Annotated in this window: 19 protein-coding genes and 1 other RNA gene; 5 read left to right on the top strand and 15 right to left on the bottom strand. The window is 64.0% G+C overall.

The annotated features are described in order from the left end of the window. Positions 1–6: 6 nt before the first annotated feature. From B4394_RS14770 to B4394_RS14760, 3 genes are read left to right on the top strand one after another with little or no spacing between them, the layout of a single operon-like run. On the top strand, positions 7–558 hold the full coding sequence (locus B4394_RS14770; protein ID WP_078315474.1) for a hypothetical protein: 552 nt from the start codon (positions 7–9) through the stop codon (positions 556–558). A 29-nt stretch (positions 559–587) separates the two neighbouring features. Beyond that, on the top strand, positions 588–1,313 hold the full coding sequence (locus B4394_RS14765; RefSeq protein ID WP_078315473.1) for a hypothetical protein: 726 nt from the start codon (positions 588–590) through the stop codon (positions 1,311–1,313). Positions 1,314–1,346: 33 nt separating this feature from the next. Next, the gene (locus tag B4394_RS14760; protein ID WP_078311235.1) at positions 1,347–2,003 is read left to right on the top strand and encodes a hypothetical protein; all 657 of its coding nucleotides are present in this window, start codon (positions 1,347–1,349) and stop codon (positions 2,001–2,003) included. Here B4394_RS14760 and B4394_RS14755 read toward each other — a convergent pair. Continuing rightward, entirely contained in the window at positions 2,000–3,283 is a 1,284-nt protein-coding gene (locus tag B4394_RS14755; protein ID WP_078315472.1) for an aspartate aminotransferase type Ic, read from the bottom strand. The two genes, B4394_RS14760 and B4394_RS14755, sit on opposite strands and share 4 nt — an antisense overlap. Positions 3,284–3,330: 47 nt before the next feature. Then, positions 3,331–3,425: signal recognition particle sRNA small type (gene ffs, locus B4394_RS14750), an RNA gene on the bottom strand. Positions 3,426–3,550: 125 nt separating this feature from the next. On the opposite strand from ffs, the gene B4394_RS14745 reads away from it, so the two are divergent. Further along, positions 3,551–3,997, top strand: coding sequence for an acyl-CoA thioesterase (locus B4394_RS14745; RefSeq protein ID WP_078315470.1), 447 nt, complete (start codon positions 3,551–3,553; stop codon positions 3,995–3,997). Between the two features lie 68 nt (positions 3,998–4,065). Here the strand turns inward: B4394_RS14745 and B4394_RS14740 are convergent, their stop codons facing one another. Genes B4394_RS14740 through B4394_RS14715 form a run of 6 tightly spaced genes read right to left on the bottom strand, consistent with a single transcriptional unit; the run spans position 4,066 to position 11,089 of the window. After that, positions 4,066–5,016 (bottom strand): amidohydrolase family protein, encoded by a 951-nt coding sequence (locus B4394_RS14740; protein ID WP_078311236.1) that lies wholly within the window; start codon positions 5,014–5,016, stop codon positions 4,066–4,068. 5 nt (positions 5,017–5,021) lie between these two features. Beyond that, positions 5,022–6,878, bottom strand: coding sequence for an anthranilate synthase family protein (locus B4394_RS14735; protein ID WP_078315469.1), 1,857 nt, complete (start codon positions 6,876–6,878; stop codon positions 5,022–5,024). Next, entirely contained in the window at positions 6,875–7,510 is a 636-nt protein-coding gene (locus B4394_RS14730) for an isochorismatase family protein (RefSeq protein WP_078315467.1), read from the bottom strand. The genes B4394_RS14735 and B4394_RS14730 overlap by 4 nt, the downstream gene beginning before the upstream one ends. A gap of 3 nt (positions 7,511–7,513) precedes the next feature. Further along, complete coding sequence (locus B4394_RS14725) at positions 7,514–8,272, bottom strand: SDR family oxidoreductase (RefSeq protein ID WP_078315465.1); 759 nt, start codon at positions 8,270–8,272, stop codon at positions 7,514–7,516. Continuing rightward, on the bottom strand, positions 8,266–9,447 hold the full coding sequence (locus B4394_RS14720; protein ID WP_078311203.1) for a 3-deoxy-7-phosphoheptulonate synthase: 1,182 nt from the start codon (positions 9,445–9,447) through the stop codon (positions 8,266–8,268). Before B4394_RS14720 ends, B4394_RS14725 begins: the two co-directional genes overlap by 7 nt. Before the next feature lie 16 nt (positions 9,448–9,463). Then, positions 9,464–11,089 carry a carboxylesterase family protein gene (locus tag B4394_RS14715; protein ID WP_078315463.1) on the bottom strand — a complete coding sequence of 542 codons (1,626 nt, stop codon included), beginning with the start codon at positions 11,087–11,089 and terminating at the stop codon, positions 9,464–9,466. 314 nt (positions 11,090–11,403) lie between these two features. Between B4394_RS14715 and B4394_RS14710 the strand changes: the two genes are divergently transcribed. Further along, positions 11,404–12,690 carry an IS701 family transposase gene (locus B4394_RS14710; RefSeq protein ID WP_078315461.1) on the top strand — a complete coding sequence of 429 codons (1,287 nt, stop codon included), beginning with the start codon at positions 11,404–11,406 and terminating at the stop codon, positions 12,688–12,690. On the opposite strand, the gene B4394_RS14705 is transcribed toward B4394_RS14710, so the two are convergent. The 7 genes from B4394_RS14705 to B4394_RS14675 all read right to left on the bottom strand — a co-directional run bounded on the left by B4394_RS14705 (position 12,586) and on the right by B4394_RS14675 (position 22,288). Continuing rightward, on the bottom strand, positions 12,586–14,313 hold the full coding sequence (locus tag B4394_RS14705) for a helix-turn-helix domain-containing protein (protein ID WP_078315531.1): 1,728 nt from the start codon (positions 14,311–14,313) through the stop codon (positions 12,586–12,588). The genes B4394_RS14710 and B4394_RS14705 overlap by 105 nt on opposite strands. A gap of 240 nt (positions 14,314–14,553) precedes the next feature. Beyond that, positions 14,554–15,936 (bottom strand): lyase family protein, encoded by a 1,383-nt coding sequence (locus B4394_RS14700; protein WP_078315459.1) that lies wholly within the window; start codon positions 15,934–15,936, stop codon positions 14,554–14,556. Next, positions 15,933–17,873, bottom strand: coding sequence for an FAD/NAD(P)-binding protein (locus B4394_RS14695; RefSeq protein ID WP_078311207.1), 1,941 nt, complete (start codon positions 17,871–17,873; stop codon positions 15,933–15,935). The genes B4394_RS14700 and B4394_RS14695 overlap by 4 nt, the downstream gene beginning before the upstream one ends. Further along, complete coding sequence (locus B4394_RS14690; RefSeq protein ID WP_078315458.1) at positions 17,874–19,079, bottom strand: FAD-dependent monooxygenase; 1,206 nt, start codon at positions 19,077–19,079, stop codon at positions 17,874–17,876. Next, a complete protein-coding gene (locus tag B4394_RS14685) occupies positions 19,079–20,644 on the bottom strand; it encodes an AMP-binding protein (protein WP_078315456.1) in 1,566 nt (521 codons plus the stop codon). The genes B4394_RS14690 and B4394_RS14685 overlap by 1 nt, the downstream gene beginning before the upstream one ends. Next, the gene (locus B4394_RS14680) at positions 20,641–21,189 is read right to left on the bottom strand and encodes an SRPBCC family protein (RefSeq protein WP_078311210.1); all 549 of its coding nucleotides are present in this window, start codon (positions 21,187–21,189) and stop codon (positions 20,641–20,643) included. Before B4394_RS14680 ends, B4394_RS14685 begins: the two co-directional genes overlap by 4 nt. 124 nt (positions 21,190–21,313) lie before the next feature. Then, positions 21,314–22,288: an NADPH:quinone reductase gene (locus B4394_RS14675; RefSeq protein WP_078315528.1), complete on the bottom strand. Its 975-nt coding sequence runs from the start codon at positions 22,286–22,288 to the stop codon at positions 21,314–21,316. Positions 22,289–22,326 lie beyond the last annotated feature (38 nt).

Below are 22,326 nucleotides of genomic sequence, written 5' to 3'. Positions count from 1 at the left end.
AGCCTGATGCTCACGCGCGCAGACTATCCCGGGGGGGATGGAAAGTTCGTCGTCCAGGACAAAGCGGACATCAAGAAGGACGACGCGGAACGGCCCGACCCGGTCGTCACCCCGGCGGTCTGCGATGAGGTGATCAACGAGGACAAGAAAAACGACGACAAGTTCGACAAGGCGCGCACCAAGTACTCCACCGATACCCTCGACGCGGACAGCACCGTGTCGATCGGCATAGACGGTTCGTTCGCCAAAGCCGAAGAGGGCGCGAAGAAATGCCCGTCAGTGACATTCGAAATCAACGGCATCACCGTCAACGCCGATGTCACCTTCACCGACGTCCCCGGAGCAGCGGCGGAGGCCAAGAAGCTGGTGCTCGTGGGCCACGCGACGGCACGTGGACAGCAGGTTCCCATCCAGAGCACCATTCTCGGTGCATACCCGCGCGGCACGTCGGTGAAGGTGTCGGTGACCCGTACAGCCGAGCCCTGGACTGACACCGACGATGCCTTTGCTTTAGCGCTGCTCAACAAGCAGATTGCCAAAGTGAAGGAAGCGCCGTAGCCACACGAAATGGCCGCTAAAGTCCGTACATGACGACACGTCGCGTTGATATGAACACTGTGTTGGCGGTTGGCGCGAGTGTCATCGCACTCGCATTCACCTCCGCTTGTTCGAAGGACTCGCCGAGTAATACCCCGGCACCGTCCTCGAGTACCCAGAAGGCCGACGAGCCGAGCGTGAAGTTGCCCGAGGGCCCGGCGACTGCGCTGTTGCTGACCCGCGAGGACTTCCCCGCGGGCAATGGGACGTTCAGCATCGAGGACAAGCTCAAACTCGACAAGGACAAGCAGGGCAAGTCCAAGCCTGAGAAGGTCAACCCGCCCGGATGCTACGAGTTCATTTCCGAGGGGGACGGCGATTACGACAGGGCGCAGGCCAAATACGACTCGGACACCGTGACGGCGGAGAGCAGTGTCGGGCTCGGGATCAAGCAGTCATTTGACGACCTTGCGAAGCGCGCCCAGGAATGCGCGTCGGTCCAGATGGAAGGTGACGGCGTGGCGATGAAGGCGCACGTCTCCATCACCGATTTGCCTGGCGCCTCCGTGGAGGCCAAGTTGGTGAAGGTCGGCGGCCTGCTCGGACCCGAGGGAGATCAGATCGGCGTCGAGTCTCATATCGCGATCGCCCATCCTCGGGGCACGACCGTCAGGATCGAGGTCGATCGATTCATCGATCCGTGGACACCTGATCAGGACACGCTGGTGTTGGATCTACTCAACAAGCAGATCGCCAAGGTACAAAAGGCGCCGTAGGCGAATCCGCACATAATGGATGGGGGATATCCCGTGGCTCGCATGCTGTCCATCGGTGCGATATCCGCTGTGCTGATCTTGGCGTCCGCGTGCACCAGCGTCGTCGAGGGCGAAGCGAAGTCGGATGGCTCGCCCGGGCTGCCCAAGGGTTCTCCCGAAACGCTCCTGCTGCCGCGCGAGGACTTTCCCGACGGCTCCGGCTCGTACGAAGTGGTCGAGCAGCCGGGCGATGACGGACCGAAGGTGAAACCGGTCGAGTGCAACATCTTTGTCAACCATGACACGGTCCCCTTTGAGCAGGCGGCCGCTCAGTACGAGGACGGGGCTCTTCGCGTGGACGTCGTGGTTGGCAAGGGCATTGCCGACTCGTTCCAGACGATCGAGGAGAAGGCCGGACGATGCGGGTCCGTCAAGCTGGATCTCGATGGGATCGACGGGACCGGCAGCGTCAAGATGGAGAAGGTGCCCGGGGCCTCCGTCGACGCGACGGAGACCGTCTTCACCGGCGGCCTGGGCATGGATGGTGAGCAGACCGTGGAAATCACCATCAAGACGCTCACCGCACATCCGCGCGGAACCACGGTGACGGTCAAAGTCCTTCACGCCATGGAGCCCTGGACCAGCGATAACGACAAACTGGCGCTGACGCTCCTCAACAAACAGATCGACAGGGTGCAAAAGGCACCCTAGTCGGCACGCTCCAGTAGCTTCTCCGTTGCCGCCAGCAGTGCGCACGTCGCAAGACCATCGACAGCAGCACCAACGGTCTCCAACGGGGGAAATGACGGCGCCAGTCGAATGTTCTTGTCGTTCGGGTCGTTTCGGTAGGGGAACGTGGCCCCCGCCTCGGTAAGCGCAATCCCGGCCTCCTTGGCCAGAGCCACCGTGCGCTTGGCCGTGCCGTCGAGAACGTCGAGGCTGATGAAGTATCCGCCCTTGGGCTCACTCCACGATGCGATCTTGCTCTCGCTCAATCGGTCGTCCAGGATTTCAAGTGCCAGTTGGAATTTAGGCGCGAGAATCTGCTGATGCTTCTGCATGTGCAGCTTGACGCCCTCGGCATCGCCGAAGAAGCGCAAGTGCCGCAGCTGATTCACCTTGTCAGGTCCGATGCTGCGCTTACCGGCATGCTGCAAGTACCACGCGATGTTGGCCAGCGATCCGCCCATGAAGCTGACACCCGCACCGGCGAAGGTGATTTTCGAGGTGGAGGCAAAGATCAACGGACGGTTCGGATGTCCGGCGGTTTCGGCGATGCCCAGCAGGTCCACATTCCGGACGAAATCATGCGTAAGGGTGTGCACCGCATATGCGTTATCCCAGAACAGCCGGAAATCCGGTGCGGCCGTGTTCATCTGGGCCAGCCGACGAACAACTTCCCATGAGTACACGGTTCCGGTCGGGTTGGAGAAGACCGGAACGCTCCACATGCCCTTGATGGCCGGGTCGGAGGCGACGAGTTCCTCGATGAGGTCGACATCGGGGCCGTCCTCGCGCAGCGGTATCGGAATCATCTCGATGCCGAAGGATTCGGTGATCGCAAAATGACGGTCGTATCCGGGCGCTGGGCACAGGAACTTCAATGTCGGCTCGTCGACCCAGGGCCGGGGCGAGTCGACGGTTCCATGGAACAGCGAGTACACGATCATGTCGTGCATGAGGGACAGGCTGGCGTTGTTGGCAGCGATCAGGTTGGGCGCGGGAACGCCGAGCAGCTCACCGAAGATTGCGCGCAGCTCCGGGAGGCCGTTGCCGCCACCGTAGTTACGGGTGTCGGTGCCATTGCCGTCAAGGAAGTCACCGTCACCGGGCAGCGCCAGCAGGCCGTTCGACAGGTCGAGCTGCTCGGGAGCCGGCTTACCGCGGGTGAGATCCAGCGATAGCCCCTTGGCCTTGAGCTGGCTGTAGTTCTCCTGCTGCAACCGATGCTGAGCTGCGAGTTCGTCGGGTCCGAGTGACAGGAACGACACGGCTTTCCCCTATTCGCCCTACGGGCATCTGGAGGTCGCGATCTTCGGAAAGGGGACCCCGCGCACCCGACAGAGCCCGTTGACCCTTGCTGCCTTCCAGCCCTGGGGGAGTTCACAGGATAGACGCCGCGCGGGGTCCGGCGACCAGTCTAGTGGGTGGGCCGTCCCGCCCCGAACCGTGGTAGGTGTTACCTTCCGATATCGTGAAATCGGATTGGGGCGATACTCTCCTTACCCTCGAATTCACAGCGGAAAGGACCAGCGGAAATGGCTGAAATTCCAACTCTTGCAGAGTTTCCGCTGCATTCACACGATAAGCTACGTTACGCCGACACGGATCGGCAGGGGCACGTCAATAACTCCGTTTTCTCGACCCTGCTGGAAACCGGGCGAGTTGAGTTTCTACACGACAGCACTAGACAAATCCTGGGGCCGAACAGGGCATTTGTCATCGCGCGTTTGGAGATCGACTTCCTGGGCGAGATGCAGTGGCCAGGCCAGGTAACCATCGGTACTACGGTGGATTCTGTCGGACGCAGTTCACTCACACTTCGCCAAGCCATCTTTCAGGGAAATCGTTGTGTCGCGCAAGCCCGCTCCGTCATTGTTTTGATGGATGAAAGCTCACGCCTCTCGACGCCATTCTCCGAGGGGGTTCGCACCCGCCTCTCCGAGCCAACATCGTTGCTGGACGGGTCTGCTACCGAAAAATGACATAGCGCATGGCAATTATCACGCCAGCCTGACGAATAGCGCGCCGGAACACACTCCGATACAAACGTCTAACCGTCGTCCAGCCCCAGCAGTTCAGCCCCATTGCGGTCGAGGATCAACGACGCGTCCTCGGCCGACAGACCCTCCTGGATGTACGTCGCGGAACTGACGTACCGGGGACCGCCCTGGTACGGGAAATCCGATCCGAACACCAGCCGGTCGGCGCCCAGTGACGCGACAGCAGCCTGCAATGCGGGCGTGTGGTCATGTCCCACCGTGTCGTACCAAATCCGCCGGGCAGCATCCTTGGGAGCCTCCGGACAATGCGTGGCTTCCCATTCGGTCACCTGCCGGTTCGCCCTCTCCAGCACCATCGGCAACGCCCCACCCAGATGACACGTCACGATCTTCATATCCGGATAACGCGACGGGATCCCCGCGACGATGAGGTGCATGATCGCGATCGTGTCCTCGATCGGGGCCCCGATGGACCAGGTGAGCGAGTGCTCGGTGATCAACGAGGAATCCGCTCCGCACCCGGCAGGGTGCACGAAAAGGATTGCACCCCTGCGATTGAGCTCCTCGTACAGCGGATCGAAGATCGGATCGGCGATTGATCGACCTAGCACCGAGGTCGTGATGGCCGCACCGTACATCTCCAGATCGTCGATCGCGCGACTCAGCTCCTCCAGCGCGGCCGGGATATGCGGCAAGGGTAACGACGCCAGCGCCCGGAACCGTCCCGGGTACTCACTAGCGAGCTTCGCGTATTCATCGTTGACAAATCGGGCGCTCTCGACGGCGGCAGACTCATCCTCGAAATGGGGCGATGCCGGTGTCGCCGAGAGGATCTGCAGGTCTACACCCGCCTCGTCCATCAACGCGAAACGCCCATCCAAATCGGCGCGTACCGCCCCGGCCCCGAGACCACGATGGACGTCGGTACCGGCCCGTCCGTGCTCATCAAGCAGCGAGAGATAGTCGTCGGACCACAGGTGAGCGTGAATGTCTATGCGCACACTTGTCATGCTAGTACCGGAACCCCCGTCGCCAGCGGCGTCAGCAGCTCAGCGAAGATCCCTACTCCATCCCGCGTCAGGATGGATTCGGCGTGGAACTGGATCGACGCAAATCGCTTGGCGCGCACCGCGTGAACCTCACCCGTCACGGCATCCGAACTGATCTGCACTCGCCCCGCCGGAGTATCCACCCACTCGCCGCCTGTGACCGCGGCGAAGGTGTTGTAGAACCCGACATGCCGCTCAGTTCCGAACAAATCGATCTGCCGCTGGACACCCTGATTAGGCTGCTCCCGGCGACGGATGGGCAGACCCAATTGCCGGCACAGCACCTGATGACTCAGGCAAATCGACAGAAACGGAATGCGCTGGGTCAGTGCGGTCTTCGTCAACGCCGTTAGCGTCGCGATCTTCGGAACATCAATGGCCGTCGGATCACCCGGACCGGGACCGAGCACCAGAATGTCATGCGAACCGGGTCTGATGTCCTCGTCGAAGCGACGAATATCCACCCGCAAGCCCAAGGCCCGCAGCTGCAATCCGATCATCGAGGTGAACGTGTCCTCGGCGTCGACCACTAACGCGGTCCGGCCGACCAGATTCGCGGCGCTCGCCCCCGAATCGTGCCCCAGCCAGAAGGTCCCTATGCCGGAGTTGCGACTGGCGAGGGCCTCCGTCACGCGGGGATGACTGCGAAGTTCGCGACGTGTCGTCAACGCGGAGAGCAATCCTGCCGCCTTACTGCGGGTTTCGGCGGCCTCACTCGCGGGATTGGAATGCCGAACGATGGTGGCGCCGGTGCCGGCCACAAGTGCTCCATCAGGCGAAATCTCAGCGGTACGGATCAGGATCGCCGAATCCATCTGCCGCACACCGGCAGTATCGGTACTGATCAGCGCGGCGACTCCGCTGTAGTACCGCCGGCCCTGTGGTTCATACCGCTGGATGACGCGGCACGCATTCTCCAGCGGGCTTCCCGTCACCGTCGGCGCGAACATCGTCTCGGCCAGGATCTCTCGCGGATCACGGTTCGTCACACCGGAAATCAGATACTCGGTATGCGCAAGCCGCGCCATTTCCTTCAGGTACGGCCCCTGCACCTGACCACCATCCGGGCAGATACGGGCCATCATCTTCAGTTCCTCGTCGACCACCATGTAAAGCTCATCGGATTCCTTGGTGTCGGCGAGAAACTCCATCACGGCATCCAGATTCGGGCCGTTGACACCGTACCGATAGGTCCCGCTGATCGGATTCATCACGGCCAACGAATCCTGCACGCTGATATGGCGTTCGGGTGTGGCGCCGACGAACACCTGATCCCCGGTGCTCACCAGGAAGGTCCAGTACGCACCCTTCTCTCGCTCCAGCAGCCTGCGAAAGAGCGTCAGTGCCGTGTTGATCGAATAGTCATGCAACTGCACGAGCAGGTTCCGCTTGAGCACGAAGTTGGCGCCGGCACCCTGACCGATCTCCTCGGAGATGATTCCGGCCGCCAGACGTGCGTACTCCTCGTCATCGATGTCGAAATCGCTGTGACCCACCACCACCGGGTACTCAGGAATTCGATCCAGCACCGCAGACAACGGCGCCGGCTCTTGCTGTTCGATGGCAAGTGCCAGCAGCGGAGCACCATCATCGGGCGCCACGAATCCCCGCTCGACGATCTGGCGGTAAGGCACCAATGCCAGTAGGTCATGCCCAACCAATCCATCGCGCAACGGCAGGTCACCGATCCGTTCGACGGACGTCACCTCTCCGGTGAACACATCGACGACATCGGGAGCGCCGGATTCCGGCCGATGCAGCAGCGCGAATGGTCCGGTTTGTCCGGCCAAGACGCGCCCCAGGAGATCACTCATGTCAGCACCTCATCAGTAACGGTCAGCACAGCGCACCGCCGGGCCGCGTATTCGAGTGCCATCCAGTGCGATTCGTCATCGAAGTCGGCGATCGCATCGGCGACCAGGAAGGTCTCGATATCGTGAGTAAACGCGTCCACCGCCGTCATCAGCACTCCCACGTGCGCGTAGACACCGCAGATAATCAGCTGGTCTCGCCCTGCGGCGTGCATCCGCTCCAGCAGTGCCGAACGATGGAAAGCGCTGTACCGCCATTTGGTGAAGACCCAATCGCCGGGATCGGGCGCGATTGGATCGACGATCTGGCGGTGCTCCTCGTCCACCCGCATCCCGGGGCCCCAGAAGTCCTTGAGCAGACCGCGCTGTTCCTGAGTCATGCTGCCGGGCTGAGCGGTGTAGGCGATCGGGATTCCCGCGGCCACAGACCGGTCACGGATGGCCGCAACGTTGCTCACCAGCTCCGCACGCAGCGAAGCAGGCAGTGGGGCAAGGAAGTAGCGCTGCATATCGTGGATGAGCAACACCGCGCGAGTCGGGTCGATCTGCCATGTCGCCGTGTTGGCGGGCAGCAGGTCCACTGTCGGCAGATCGTATTCGGCGATGATCGGGATACCGCGTTCAACGGTGGTCATGGGTCAAACCCCTAGCGTCGCGCCGCCGTCGACCACCAGCGTGTGCATGGTGATGTGGGCGGCTTGGTCGGAAAGCAGGAAGGCCACAGCGTCAGCGATGTGTTGTGGTTGGGCGACGCGCCCCAGGGGAATCCCCGGCTTGAAGTCATCCAGACTGCCGGAAACCAGTCCGGAGTCGGAGGAATCTCCCAGCATGGCGCGCAACATGGGGGTGTCCGTAGAACCGGGAGCGACAACGTTGCATCGGATTCCGTGCTCCGCAAGCTCCAACCCCAGACTCTTGGTGAAGGCGTTGGCGGCTGCCTTGGACGCGGCGTACGCCGTCATTCCCTTACGGGCCACCAACGCTGCGTTGGAGGCAATCGTCACGATTGAACCAGCGCGGCGGGGGATCATGTGTCGCGCCACCTCCCGGCTCAGCACAAATGGCGCCCGCACGTTGACATCAAAGGTCCGAGCCCAGTCGGAGTCGGAGAACTCCACCGCCGCCCCTGTTCTCAGCACCCCCGCACCATTCACCAACGAGGTGATCGGGCCTATCCGAGATTCAATGTCGGCCACCCCCACCGCCACCGCGGTGTCATCGGTGATGTCGAGCACCTGCCCGATGATGTCCAGCCCCTCATCGGCGGCATATTCGACGAGCTGCTTGATGGCCACCTCGTCGACGTCCACCGCGACAACTCGCTCGTCGCGGCGAGCCAGGGTCGTCACCACTCGAGAGCCGACTCCCCCGCCAGCACCCGTCACCACCGCTACCATGCCGACACCACCTCGGCGGCCTGAGCGGTGTTGAGACGCGGATCGCACAGCGTCGAATACCGCTGACCTACTTCGTGATTCTGGGAGTCGTCGAAGACGCACTCGACGACATCGTCCGGCGTTGCTTCCAGGTGCAATCCGCCCGAGTGCACGCCCGCCGCATCGAGCACCTCACGGAAGCCGCGCACCTCGTCGATGGCCGTCTGGACATGCCTCGTCTTGTACCCGGAGTCGGTGGACACCGTGTTGGCGTGCAATGGGTCGCACAGCCAGATCACGGGGTGCCCGGATTCACGCACCTCCGCAACTAAATCTGGCAGCTTGTTACGCACTGCCGAAGCACCCAATCGCGCGATCAGCGTCAACCGGCCACTCTCATGCTCTGGATCCAGCTTGTCGCACAGCGCGAGCAGCTCCTCGGTCGTCATCGATGGGCCGACCTTGCACGCCACCGGATTGGCGATACGGGAGAACAATTCAACATGCGGGCCGTCCAGATGCCGGGTCCGGTCGCCGATCCAGGGCCAGTGCGTGGACGTGAGCACCATGCGGTTCTCGCCGTCGCGCCGCAACTGCGGTGCCTCGTAGTCGAGCAGCAGCGCCTCGTGAGATGTCCACACCGGCGGTTCGATGACCGACAGCGAGGATGGCACCCGCCACCCCAGGTGACCCATCACCCGGTTCGCGGCCCAGTATCCGGCCAGCATCCGATCCGGATTGGCACGCCGATGTACCGGGTGCGGCTGCGGACCATTGACGAGATGCCCACGGAAAGAGGGCAGTTCGACACCATCGATCATCTCGGTGGGCTTGGACCTCGGCTTGGCATACTGCCCGCCGATGCGGCCCACCCGCAGTACCGGCCGGTGAGTCTTCATCCGCATGGTGCCGGCGAGCACGTTGAGCAGCGCTACCTTGCGAGCCACGTGAGCATTGGTCGACTCCTGCGGATCCTCCGCGCAATCACCCGCCTGGATGATGGTGGCCCGGCCCTGAGCGACGGTGCTCAGCAGCGCACGCAAGGTCCTGATCTCGTCGGCGCCGACCAGCGCGGGCAGCTCGCTGAGCTCCGCCCGCACACGCTCCAGGTGCACGTCGTTCTCCCAGACCGGTTGTTGCACAGCGCGTCCGGTAGTGAGCAGCAGTGATGGCGCAGTCATTCTCGTGATCTCCATTCGATTGATTTCTGATTCACTTGCCCCACTGGACTGCGTCGAGAACGCCCAGCTGTGTGGTCTTGGCAGGAGTGGTGATTGTTCCGGCGCCGTCACGCAGCACAAGCTGCCGCAAGTCCTGGCCAACCGGATCCCATTGAGGAAGCCGCGAACTCGCCGGTGCACGGCCGTGCGCGAACTCTGTCACCACATCCATAAAGGCAGCAGAGGTTTCACGCTCCTTGGGCCCGTCGCCGAACTTGGCCACATTGGATGGGTGCGCGTAGGTACCGAAGAGGAACGGTGACGTCGACTCATGGGGCACGCCGAAGTACGGCGGCTGTACCGGGTGGGCATATTCCATGAGGTACAGCGGCGCACGCCGTTCAACCGTCGCACGGCGGGTGAAGGCGAGGATGTCGTGGCGAATCAGAGCATCTCCCCACAGTTCGGTCCACAGCGAGAGCGGATCCGCCGGCCGGCCATCCTGCTTAGCCGAATCTGTGTACACGGCAACGGCATGAGCGACAGCCTCATCCGATATGGGCGCGGCTCCCTGCTCGAGAATGTCACGGAAGGCGGCGCGCAGTGAGTCGGCATCGGTCGGCTGCGGTTGCGGGTCGGGCGCATGAGGACCGGTGAAGAACGATCCCTCTGTGCTGGTGTAGATGGAGATGGCAGGGATGTCTGGCATCGGTTGATTGACATCGAAGGCCGGGAGCAGCACCGGGTCGAGGACGGGTCCGCGGTACTGGCGACCGCTCGTGACTATGCGTTGCGACCTCGGCAGAGCGAACTGCGCTACCCACCAGTCACGTATCCGGTCCGCCGGTACGTCTTTGAGGTTCTTGACCGGCACCCCCTGCGCCGCGGCCAGCGCATCGAACACTGTGGTGGCGTCGGCGGGCGTCAGGCTCAGGTAGGGGCTCCAGACATGTGCCTGACTGATGCTGATGATTCGGCGCAGCAGCGGCCGCGTCTGTGGATGCAGCGACAGCTGCCAGGTGCTGGCACCACCCGCCGAGGTCCCGACCAGCGTGATGTTCCCCGGGTCGCCACCAAACGCCTTGGCGTTCTCACTAACCCAGCGCAGCAGCGCGATTTGGTCCTGGAGGCCCCAGTTGGTGTGCAGACCGGTGTCGGGGTCTTCGAGGGCGGGATGACCGCAGAAGCCGAAGGCACCGAGCCGGTAGTTGAAGTTCACGACGACGGCACCGGCACGCTCGGCGAGCGCCGCCCCGTCGTAGACCGGGAGACTGCCCGCTCCCCGGGACCAGCCGCCGCCGTGGATGTAGACGATCACGGGCAGCTTCGCGGCCCCGTCCACCGTGGGCGTCCATACATTGGCATACAGGGCGTCTTCCTGACGCACCGGATCCCCGCCGGCCGGCTGAATGAAGTCAGAGCCAAATCTTGTGGTGTCCAAAGTATTCCGCCAGGGAACTGGCGGCCGCGGGGACCGGAATCGATTCTCTCCGGTCGGCGGCTGCGCGTAGGGGATGCCCCGGAACACATGCACCTTGCCTGCGGTTCCCCCACGGATCGCGCCGCCGGTCACAGAAACTTGCGGGTCCGCCGCGCTGGCCTGCGAGCCGCAACCAGCAAGTGCCGCCGCGCCAGCCAACGCAAATGTCGTTCCTAGCAACGCCCGCCGGGTAATCACCTCTCTATCTTCGAGATGGGGCGGCACGCACCAAACAATCGTGAATTCAGTTCGTCAGTTCGAAGGGAATCCGTCAAGTTGACCCCCCTGGTACCCCATTGCGCCACCTAATGACTCAGCCTGCAAACAATGATTTGCAGGTCACGGGGTTGTTCATCAATCCGTCATCTCGCATTAGTCCACCATGGTTGGTGTAGCGGGGCACCCGCATAGTCCGTCACTTTGTGTGGTGCCAATACCTGGCCCTCAGCGCGACTCTGGCCCATTCTTGGGTCGACTCCGAACATCCGCTAACTCATTGAGGTGCTTCAGACATGACATCTGCGACCAAGGCACAGGCCGCGACCGACCTGTTCGATACGCGGCCCCGCGTCAGCTCGGTCGACGCCATGGCTTCCGTGGCCTCGCATGTATGCCCCGAAGTGCTGCGATCCCTGCCGCGCTGCGATCAGCGCGCCAAGGGCGAGGACTACGTCACCGGCCTGCTGAAGGTGCGCGGACGTAAGTCGGCGCGGAACATGGCGGCCAGCATGGGCCAATCGATGGGCCGCGAAGTGAGCGAGCAGAACCTGCACCACTTCGTGAACAGCTCCACCTGGGACTGGTGGGCGGTGCGCCGGGACCTGACCGCGTACCTCACCAGCGCGTACCACGCGGCCGCATGGGTGGTGACCCCGATGCTCATTCCTAAGGCAGGCGTGCACTCCGTGGGCGTGGACCGGCGCTACTGCCCTCGCGCCGGGCGCGCGGTCAACGGCCAGCTCGCCCTCAGTGTGTGGCTCGCCGCTGACGGTTTCGCGGTACCGGTGAGCTGGCGGTTGCACCTGTCGCAGCCCTGGCTGGAATCGGCCACCAAGAAGACCAAGACCTCGATCCCCGAGGATTACCCCCTGGAGTCGGTAAGCGGATGCGCGCTGTCGTCGTTCCAGGAATTCCTCAAGGTGGCCCGTCCCTCGAAAGCACCGGTGGTCTTCGACCTGCTCGGTGCCAGCGGTGCGGACCTGACCCAGGTCTTCGGAACGCTGTCCCATCAGGTGGCGACCACGCGGGTACCCAGTGACCTGCAGCTTCAAGTAGTCGACCCGGCATTCGCCGGCTACCAGGGGCGCGTCCTGCCCGCCGCGCAGATCGTGCAGGCCACCAAGGGCTCGCGGCGCACCGAGCAGTACGTCTACCAGGGGCGCCGACACCTGATCAGCATCGCCAAGGTTCAGCTGGCGGACCCGTCCGCAGTGCGGTCACGGACACCGCTGACGCTCGTCGGCATGACCCCGCTGGACCACTCGCGGGCGCGCACCGAACTCTGGTTGACCAACGACCCCGAGTTCTCCACCTCGTCACAGGCACATCAGGTGGCCCTGGCCGATCACGTGCAGCAGGGATACCTGCACCTGGCGAACCGCATGGGCATGCAGGACTTCGCGGGTCGGTCGTTCACTGGATGGCATCGTCACGCCACTCTCGTGTCTATCGCCGCGGCGGTGGGATGCCTGGTGTCACCCGGTCTGGCGAGTGAGCAGCGAACCACGAACTTTCCACAACTTGATGGCGAGCTGCGTGTCCAGGAGCCGCTCGGCGTCCTGCCACCCGTCACCGAGTAACTCATTCACCCGATCGAGGCGACGCACCACCGTGTTGGGATGGGTGTGCAGGATCTTCGCGGCACGGGTGGGGCTGGCGCCGACGGTAAAGTAGACGTCGAGGGTCTGAAGCAGATCGGTATCGCGGTCTTCGTCATAGTCGATGACGGGCCCGACCATGGATCTGACGAAACCCTCGACGTCCTGGTGACGCGAGAGCAGCACGCCGAGAAATCCGAGTTCGTTTGCGGCGGCTGCGGTTCCGAGGGCGCCCAGGGCACTCATCGCGTCCATGCAGCGCATCGCGTCCTGGTACGTCTCTTCGATGGATTCGACACGGTCCGACGGTCCGGCAGAGGACACCGTCACCGGCATGCGCAGGTGCGTGGTTGTTTCGTCCCAGACCGCCTGAGCGGTCCGCCCCGGGTCCGATCCCGGAACGAGCAGTACCACCACCTCGTCCTGGGTGGCCCGGAGCCCACCCACGCGTGAGGCGAACGACGCCGACCACAGCGACGCGCGGTCCAGTCCGCCACGTTCGGGTCTGAGAATCACCACGACATGGGGTTGATTAAGGTCCAAAGACAAACGGCGGGCGTAGGTCTGAACCAACCGACTGTCACGCTGGCGGTAATCCAGCACGTCGTGGAGCAGATCGTCACGCAGCTGGGCCACCGACAGCGACATTCGATTGTCACCGCACATGACCACCGCAGCCGTGGTGGTGAGATCCTGAATCTTTAACGGGTACACCGAGACTGGGTCGTCATTCAGGCTCGCGACCGACAGCTCACCGTGGTAGTCATCGCCCACCGTGAGTGCGGTCGTCACGAAGTCTTCCGGATCGGATTCCCATCTGAACGAAGCAATCTCGGCGCCGTCGTGCCCGGTGACCCGCATCGCGACACCGAGGTGCTCCCCTGCCGTGAGGACAAAGCTATCCATGCCACCCGGGCCGGCCCCGGCGTTGAGAAGCCTGGTCCGCAGCTCGAGGCGTTGCTCTAGTTCGCTGATTTGTGCTGTATTGCTGGAGAATTCGTCGGCACGCGCCAACGCGATGCCCGCGAACGAGCAGAGGCTGGCGAAGAGCGCCCGCTCGGCGCCGGTAAAGCTGCGCACAGTGCGGGATCCGACATAGAGGTTGCCGAAGTGCTGCCCCTCATGCTCCATCGGCATGACCATCAGGCTGTGCACACCCTCGGAGCGCATGGCGGCGTCGCCATCGCTGGCCCGGCTAAACCTGGTGTCGGACGGGTAATCCGTGGTCCATACCGGGCCATGGCCGGGACGGTATTGACTGACCAACCCGACGTCGTCACCAATCGGGAAATACAGACCGCGGTTGATCGCAGTGGTAGACCCGTCGACGTAGCGGACGTGGTGCCGCACCTCAGGCCCGGAGTCATCGCGCACCGAAATGAACGCGAAGTCGGCATCGAGCATGATCCGCGCACGTTCCACCAAGGTCGTCGATGCCTCGTCGATATCGCGGCAGCCAAGCAGTTCGATGGCCACACCCACGAGGTTGGACAGTCGCGCCTCCCGCTGATTCTGCCCTTCGATAAGGCCGTATATGCGCTCGGCATATCCGCGAGCGCGATGCAGATCCGCAGCGCTCCACGGGGGCGAGGATTCGCGGGCCATCTCCCTGAGCCGGGCCTCGAAGACATCGGGCGCCGTTCCAGACGCCAACAGCCGCAGCACGGCTAACGCGGTGGGCCCCCCCTCGCGGGCCCCACCAACCTGTATGTCAGTCAATCCCAACTACCCGTCTGCCGTGTGTGCGTGGCAACGGTAAATGTGGGGTACGGCAGCGTCAAGACTCTTACGCGCGAACAGTTCGCAAAGAATCAGCCTGAACGAAAGTTCGCGCAGGTGACTTCCTCAGATCTGTCGCATCGCCGCCGCCTCAGCCAGCTGACCTGCCGCTCCGACATACGTGACGGGGTCCAACAGTTCATCGACCTCGGCCTCGCTCAACCACGCGATGACCTCCGGCCGGGCAAGACTCGCCTCGCGCAAACTCACGCCGCCCGCGACTGCCTCGTCGACGACGGCGGAGACGAGGGCCTTCGCCGGCGCCTTGCCCAACTGCGCGGACAGCGCCGACGAAAGCCGCTCGGCCGAGGGCTGCCCGCCGAGCAACCCGAGGTTGTCCGACATGCGTTGGCCGCGCACCTGCAGTCCACGACTCAGATCGACGGCCGTCTGCGCCGCACCGCCGGTGAGGCGCAGACATTCGCGCAGGGCCAGCCATTCCGCGTGCCAGCCACCCGCGGACCGCTCGTCCTCGCTGAGCAACGAGTTGGTCAGGATGGTGCTGAGCGCCGGAACCTGCAACGCCGCCGACCTGATCATCGTGGCCAGCACCGGGTTTCGCTTGTGCGGCATGGCCGAGGAGACACCGCGACCCGGTGGTGCCGGTTCGAGTACCTCCCCGACCTCGGTGCGGCTCAAGGTCAGCACATCGATGGCGAACTTGCCCAATGCGCCCGTCGCAAAGGCCGTGGTGCTGCCGATATCGGCGATCGGGGCGCGTAGCGCGTGCCAGGGCAGCCCCGAGGCGGCCAGGCCCGTCCTCCGCGCGAAGGCGATGTTCAGCGTCTCGACGAATGCCCCGGGATCTGCACGGTGCGATCCCGCATATTCGAGGTACCCGGCAAGGGTGCCCGCGGCACCACCCAGTGAGACCGGAAGTGCGCCCGCGACTGCGAGCACGCGTGCACGGGCCTCCAGGATCAGCTCCCGCCAGCCGGATGCCTTGAGCCCGAACGTGGTCGGAACGGCCTGAACCGCCAGGGTGCGAGCAGCCATGACAGTGTCCCGGTGTTCGACGGCCAGGATCGCAAGAGCCTCGGCTACGTAACCCAAATCCGTCGCGATGAGCGACAGCACCCGCTTGGCCAGCATCATCGCCGCGGTGTCCAGGATGTCTTGGCTGGTCGATCCGCGGTGCACGTAGTCGGTCGCACTCGGATCGATGTCCCCCACCACCCGAGTCAGTTCTTTGATCAGGCCGACGACGGGATTGGCTGTCTCCCGCGCCGACAACGCCACCGCACGGACGTCAATATCGTGTCCGGCCACAGCCTTGGCGATGACATCCGCGGCGGCCCTGGGCAGAACTCCGATATCTGCCTGCGCGGCTGCTAGCGCCACCTCCGCGTCGAGCATCGCCTGCAGCCACGCCGTATCGGTCAACTCACCCTCGGCGACGGTGCCGGCGCTGACCGGCGAGAGGAGTCCGGTCTCCAGGAAACCGCTCACACCAGCACTCCGTGATCACCCACATCTGCAACCGGAGAGGGTGCACTGGCCAATGCGGCACGCGCGATCGCATCCGCGTCGCCCAGTGTCACCGAATCCACTCCCGGCCTGATTCCCGCCGCGGTAACCCAGTGCACCGACTCAGTGGGCACCCCATAGGCGAACCGGCGCGGATGAACGCGCCCGTCGGCACCGATCAACCGGTACGGGCGTTCGGTGACTGCCAATCCCTTTGTCTGGTAGGCCTTGTGATCATCGGTAGGAATCTCATACGGGCGGCATTGACCGGTCTCCTGCAGGAAGATCAGCAGGGGGTCGCTGCTGCGGCGCAGGTCTGGTTCATGTAGCCGTGCCTCGATGAGGCTGCGCGTCCTGACGGCCGACCCCGGCACAAGTGGCGACTCGATGACCACGGCCGGGTCATGAGTATCGAAGCGCACCTGCATCTGTGGTCCCACCAGATGCATGACCCCGGCTTCCACCAGGGCGATGATCTCCTCGATCCGCTGAGCCGGCGGGCCGATGGACAGGAAGGCATTCAACGGCGTGTACCAGCTCTCCAACTCGTCGCGGTACGACTTACCGTCCAGCCCGCCGTGGTCCACCGCCAGCCGGATCTCATTGCGCAGGTCCCGCAACACATCCAGCGCCGCCTTCACCGGACCGTCGACATTGCCCTCACGTGCCATCACCACATCGGCGCGCAGGTGTTCGAGGATCCACGCGGTGAACTCCGAAGGGCCACTGAACTCGCGGTTACCCCAAGGACGGTCGAGATCATCCCATTCCCAGGCGATCTCGAGCAGGTTGTGATCCGACAAAATCGCCGGCAGGTCGCCCTCATCCGCGGCGAGGTACCGCGCGGCGAACTCTTGGATTGGCACTCCGCGCTGCGTCAAATGCCCTTCGTAGTAGACGCATTCGACTTCCCGAGCGATGAGCGGCCAGAGGTCGCGGCGGAACTGGAGGAGACCACCGAGGTCCTCGCGGAGCTGGGTGATGCGTTCCACGGTGAGCAGACGCGGGAAATAGCGACCGGAGGAACCCTTCTGATTCTCGCCGCGCGCGTGGTACGGGATGCCACGTCGAGAGCTGGCGTACAGAATCGGCTCTTGCCCCGAGGGTCGGTACACCAGCCGCCCCTCTTCCGTTCCTTGCTCCCGTTCGAACTTTCCGCCACGGCCCACCGTCAACAGAGCCATGTAGTCAAAGAAGTTCAGCCCCAGTCCCCGAACAGCCACCGGTTCCCCCGGTGCGATGGCGGACAAATCGATATCGGCCGGGTTGGCCGGGGTGACGTAGGTCAATCCGTGGATACGGGCCAGGGAAGCGGCGCGCGCCTCACCGGGGCGCAGGCCTGCGGGCACATGTCCGACGGCGAGAATGACGGCGCTCAGATCATGCAACCGCGTCCCGTTCTCCAGCCGAACCCCCTGTGGCCCATCGATATCGCCATGAGTGTCCGCCAATGCCACCGCACGGGAGCGGTGGACGAGGACGGTCACGTGATCGGGCGCCCACCCGACCACGCGCGCGAAACTGTCGCTGAGGTAGTGCCCATAGAGGGCCCGCGTCGGGTACGAGTTGGACCGCAGCGTACGTGCCTCGGCGATCGCCTTCTCGCCGCTACGCGATGGATCACCCAGCAACGCAAGGCTTTGCGCCCACTCGTAGAGCGTCGGCCCCGGTTCAATGGGTCCCTCGATGGCCACGCTGTCGTCAGTGAACACGGTGATTTGCGACGCCACGGTGTTCATCAACAGATGCCAGGACTGATTGGTCCGCCAGACCGATCCGGCGCCCGGCGAGTAGGGATCGACGACGTGCACGACGATTCGGTCCGCGCTGGGTGCGTGGCGCTCATTGGCGCACAGGCGCTCCAGCACTGCCAGACCGCGAGGTCCCGCACCGATGATGCAAATCTGTTGGTCCGACATCTACCGCACCCCTACCGCCGACGTCACCGCGGCCAAGCCGAAATCGGTGTCGCCGTGCATCCACGCCAGCTCGTCATGCAGATCGGAATCTCGCATCGCGCCCAGCTTCTCGTTGCGCTCGACGGCCGCGTCACCCGCCGCATGCCAGATGCCGATGCTGTCCCTGGCCGCCAGCGTCACGTCGGCGGTGCGGTCACGACGTGCCTCGACATACCTGCTGAACCGGCCCGGAAGGCGGTCTGGATCGGCACCGATGATCGCGCCGAGGACCACGGCGTCCTCAAGTGCCTGGCTGGCGCCCTGCGCGGCGTAGTGCAGCATGGGGTGCGCCGCATCGCCCAACAGCACCACTCGACGATCCGACCACTGCCGTACCGGGTCACGATCCACCAGCGACCAGGATCTCCAGTCTTGCCCTAGCTCAAGCAGGCTGCGCGCCGTTCCACGCAATGGCGCCAACTCGCCGCGCACACGCGCCTCACTCACCGAGACCCCGGAGAACGCCTGGGTGACACCGTCCGTGCGGCTCGCCGCAAGATTCAGCAGCGAACCACCCGCGATCGGGTAGGTCACCAGATGGCATCCGGGCCCGGTCCACCAGGTGACCGAATTGGATTGCAGGCTCTCATCGACCTTGTCGATGGGCACCGTGGTGCGGTACACCGTGATCCCGGCCACCCGCGGTTCGCCGTCGTCGAGCAGCACCCGGCGGATCGAAGAGTTGATGCCGTCGGCACCGATGAGGCCGTCGCCGTCCACGCTGGTGCCGTCGGCAAGCAGCGCCCGCACTCCCTCGGCATCCTGATGGTATCCGAATACCTCACTGCGGCTGAATAATTCAATGCGGCTATCCGAAGCGCAGGCGTCGACCAGGATGCGGTGCAGTTCCGCGCGATGCACCACCAGGTAGGGGCTGTCGAACCGGTGCTGATAATCCGCACCCAGGCTCATCGTGTTGATCAGCCGGTCGATGGTGGCGTCGAAAAGCCGCAGCGAGTCCACCTGGACGCCGATGCTCTCGATCTTGTCACCCACGCCGAGCACGTTGAGAGCATGTAATCCGTTGGGGGCAAGCTGGATACCCGCGCCGATTTCGGCGAACTCGCGCGCCCGCTCCAGGACACCCACCTCGTTACCCGAGGCCGCCGCGCTCAACGCGACGGCAAGTCCGCCGATACCACCACCGACAACAATGAGCCGGCTCATCAGAAGGCCCCCGAGCCGATTCGCGCCGACAGTTCCAGCCTCTTGATCTTTGTGGTAGCGGTCTGCGGAAGCTCATCGAGGCGCAGCTGAAGCGGCGGGGCCATCGGCGGCAACTGGGCCGCCGCGGTGTCCCAGGCGTTCAGATTGAGCGGCACATCGTTTTTGGTGCACACGACCGGCTGCGCGAGACCATTCGGGCCTGCCACGATGATCACCTCGGTGAGCTCGTCCACCGCCAGGAACAGGCGATCCTCGGCGGCCAGGGTGCTGCCGAAGCCTTCGATGAGATCGACTTCGCGGTCAAGGAGGTGAATGCAGCCCCAACGGGTGCGGTAGCCGACATCGCCCATCCGCCACCAACCGTCGTCGAGCTGATTGTCGTAGCGGTCTTGCTCCCCCAGGTAGGTACGAATCCGGCCGTCGGTTCGCACCTCGATGTAACCGGGGTTCTCCGACGACGGCGGCTGCCCGTTGCGGGAAACGATCCGGACGTCCGTCATGCCGGGGAAGGCGTAGCCGACACACCGCCCATCGGAGTCGGCGGACCGCAGGCGGCTGAAGCCGCGCGCGACGATCGGCCCCACCTCACTTTGACCGTATAGCTGCCCGAAAAGCGGGCGCCGGCGTTGTGTCGCCGCCAGCAGGGTGCGCACGGTGCGTGGGTGAATGGCATCGAAGGTGCTGCTGAAGTATTTGACCGAGGCCAGCGGGCGCCGCGGATCTTCGGCCAGCACTTCCCAGTTGATGAAGGTGTTGGGGTGGGCCTCAAGGATTCCCGGCTTCACACGCAGGAAGATCTCCGCGGCGTGTTCGGGTTCGTCGTCCACGAGCACCACCACGGGGAAGCCGCGCAGCATCGCGATCGCCAATGCCGTCACCAGGCGCGAATGCACGAAGGACACGTGGATGACCACGGGCTCGCGACGACGAACCAGCGCGGCGACGGCGGCCTGCGGCCGGTACCGCGCCTCGAAGGTGAAATTGGTGTGCACGGCGAGCTTGGGCACTCCGGTGGTACCGGAGGTGTGGGTGATGAGTGCCGGATCGTGCGGGCTGGGGATAAAGGCGGGCGCGGGCGCGGCGGGAGTGAGCGCCGACAGCGTCACGGCCTCCGGGTGCTCGCCTTCGGCGAGCAGGATTCGCGAGGTGATTTCCGCGATCGGCTCTCCGGCGAGGTCACCCTCGAGCTTCGCGGCGTCCGTCAGCAAGGCCGGGTTGCCCACCCGCCCAATGAGTGTCGCCACTGTCGCGCCATCTAACTTGGGGGACAACAGCACTGGAACCGCGCCGACTCGGGCTGCGGCACAGGCCGCCAGAGTAATGTCAAATCCGTCGGACTTGTGAATAACCAGTTTGTCTCCGGGCGCGACACCGGCGGCCCGCAGCCGCCGCGCGATATCGTCAACGGCCGCGGCCACATCGACGATGGTCGACGTACCTTCCAGCTGCGGAGCCAACGACGGCCGATGGTCCAGGGTTAGCGTGTTGGAAGGGTGTCTACGCGCCGCGCGTTCGAAGAGTGAGCCGAGCTTGATGCCGCGATTTCCAATGCGCTGCAGAATCATTGGGGTATTCCAGCTTTCTGGGTAGCATGGGCTTCCTCGGTGATGCGCGAGATGGAGTCCACGGTGGCCTGCATATCGGCGCGGAGTTTGTCGCCCCATTCACGGACGAACCGCTCCTTACCTTCTGCGTCGAGATGCGACATGATTTCGGTGATGCCCTCCGTGGGCTTGCCCATCCGGTAGTGGTGACGCAGGATCGACCCACCCTCGGCAGCGTCCACGAAGTAGCTCCAGACACTCTCCTGCCGCTCTCCCGAACGGTTCAGGATGGACCAGCTGAACTGCCTCGGAGCTTCGGCGGCCACGATCTCACTTTCGGTCTGCCAGCCTCCGCGCACCACCGGCGCCCATGCGACGACATCGGTCGCGCGATTGTTGTTGCCGCGGAACACCGCGCCAACCTGTCCGGGTTCACCGGATATCCATTGTCCACCAATGCATTCAGGGCTCCATCGACCACTCTCGGGGAGGTCGCTGACCAATGCGTACAGGTCGTCAGGCGATGAGGTGCAGAAGGCGCTGGTTTCGATTTCGAAGAGGCTCACGCATCAAAGGCTGGCACCGGCGACAGGGAGCAGCGATGTATCCGGAGAAGGTCCGTCAAGTTGGTTTTCGGGTCCGTCAAGTCGGTGCGCCGGTGCGGAGTAGACACCAGGTTGCGGCCGGAAATCACGCGGGAAGCAGCACCAGCCGGGTGCCGCCCATAACTTCCGTCTCGATGCGTCGGTGCGCCCGCGCTGTCTCTGAAAACTGCATCAAATCAATAGAATTCGGAACAATATCACCGCCGGCAAGCAGAACCGCCGTGCGCTGGGCCGCATCGGCGAGCTGGCGGGTGGACGCCCTGGACATGACAAATCCGCGAATGGACCCACTCTTGCGATACAACGGACCAAGGGGCACCGGCCGCTGGGTCTCCGGGGTTCCATCGCCGGATATCAGGACGATCCGACCGTGTGGTGCAAGCAGATCCACCGCCGTCATGACATCGTTGACGCCCGAGGTGTCCAAGTAGACATCGACGGCACCGGGGTGCTTCTTACTGACCAGCGGCACCCAATCGGAGGTGTAGTCGTACACCTCGTAGGCCCCGAGTTGCACGCATCGATCCAGGCTGCGCTGCGATGCCACGGCGATCACCCGCGCGCCGGCACCCGCCGCCAGGGAGACCGCGGCCGACCCGACGTTTCCACCGGCCCCGACGATCAGCACCGTTTCCCCGGCTCTGATGTCCCCGTACTCGACGGTCGCCAGATAGGCGGTCGAGGCGGGGTGAGCCACCGCGACAGCGACCTCCGGATCCACATCCGGCGGCAGTTCATACAACCTCTCAGCCGGAACCGCAGCGAATTCTGCTGTGGCACCTTGTCTTCCGTCGTAGCCAAGACTGGTGCACCAGACCCGCTCACCGGTGCGGAATCCCTCGGATGCCTGGACAACTGTCCCGACCAGGTCACGCCCCACCACAAACGGCAGCGGAATCGCGGTGGCGTACGAGCCCGAACGCACAAAGGTATCCACCGGGTTGACCGCCACCGCGTCGACCTGGACGAGCACTTCACCGGGCGACGCCACGGGTTCGGGAAGCGTGCCGTACTGGATGTTTTCAGCGGGTCCCCGCTGCTCGATATAGGCGGCGCGCATACGCACATCTTGCGGTATGGCCGCCGCACCCACAACGT

The sequence above is a fragment of the Mycobacterium sp. D16Q16 genome, from assembly GCF_002013745.1.
Taxonomy (GTDB): Bacteria; Actinomycetota; Actinomycetes; order Mycobacteriales; family Mycobacteriaceae; genus Mycobacterium.
Note: the sequence above shows the minus strand (reverse complement) of the source record. Positions and strands in the feature narration are given on the sequence as shown.

Bases quoted from the DNA above. Each gene is read 5' to 3' on its own strand.
- B4394_RS14770 (WP_078315474.1), top strand. From the start codon at position 7: ATGCTCACGCGCGCAGACTATCCCGGGGGGGATGGAAAGTTCGTCGTC.
- B4394_RS14765 (WP_078315473.1), top strand. From the start codon at position 588: ATGACGACACGTCGCGTTGATATGAACACTGTGTTGGCGGTTGGCGCG.
- B4394_RS14745 (WP_078315470.1), top strand. From the start codon at position 3,551: ATGGCTGAAATTCCAACTCTTGCAGAGTTTCCGCTGCATTCACACGAT.
- B4394_RS14735 (WP_078315469.1), bottom strand. From the start codon at position 6,878: ATGAGTGATCTCCTGGGGCGCGTCTTGGCCGGACAAACCGGACCATTC.
- B4394_RS14730 (WP_078315467.1), bottom strand. From the start codon at position 7,510: ATGACCACCGTTGAACGCGGTATCCCGATCATCGCCGAATACGATCTG.
- B4394_RS14725 (WP_078315465.1), bottom strand. From the start codon at position 8,272: ATGGTAGCGGTGGTGACGGGTGCTGGCGGGGGAGTCGGCTCTCGAGTG.
- B4394_RS14720 (WP_078311203.1), bottom strand. From the start codon at position 9,447: ATGGAGATCACGAGAATGACTGCGCCATCACTGCTGCTCACTACCGGA.
- B4394_RS14710 (WP_078315461.1), top strand. From the start codon at position 11,404: ATGACATCTGCGACCAAGGCACAGGCCGCGACCGACCTGTTCGATACG.
- B4394_RS14705 (WP_078315531.1), bottom strand. From the start codon at position 14,313: ATGGCCCGCGAATCCTCGCCCCCGTGGAGCGCTGCGGATCTGCATCGC.
- B4394_RS14695 (WP_078311207.1), bottom strand. From the start codon at position 17,873: ATGTCGGACCAACAGATTTGCATCATCGGTGCGGGACCTCGCGGTCTG.
- B4394_RS14690 (WP_078315458.1), bottom strand. From the start codon at position 19,079: ATGAGCCGGCTCATTGTTGTCGGTGGTGGTATCGGCGGACTTGCCGTC.
- B4394_RS14685 (WP_078315456.1), bottom strand. From the start codon at position 20,644: ATGATTCTGCAGCGCATTGGAAATCGCGGCATCAAGCTCGGCTCACTC.
- B4394_RS14675 (WP_078315528.1), bottom strand. From the start codon at position 22,288: ATGCGCGCCGCCTATATCGAGCAGCGGGGACCCGCTGAAAACATCCAG.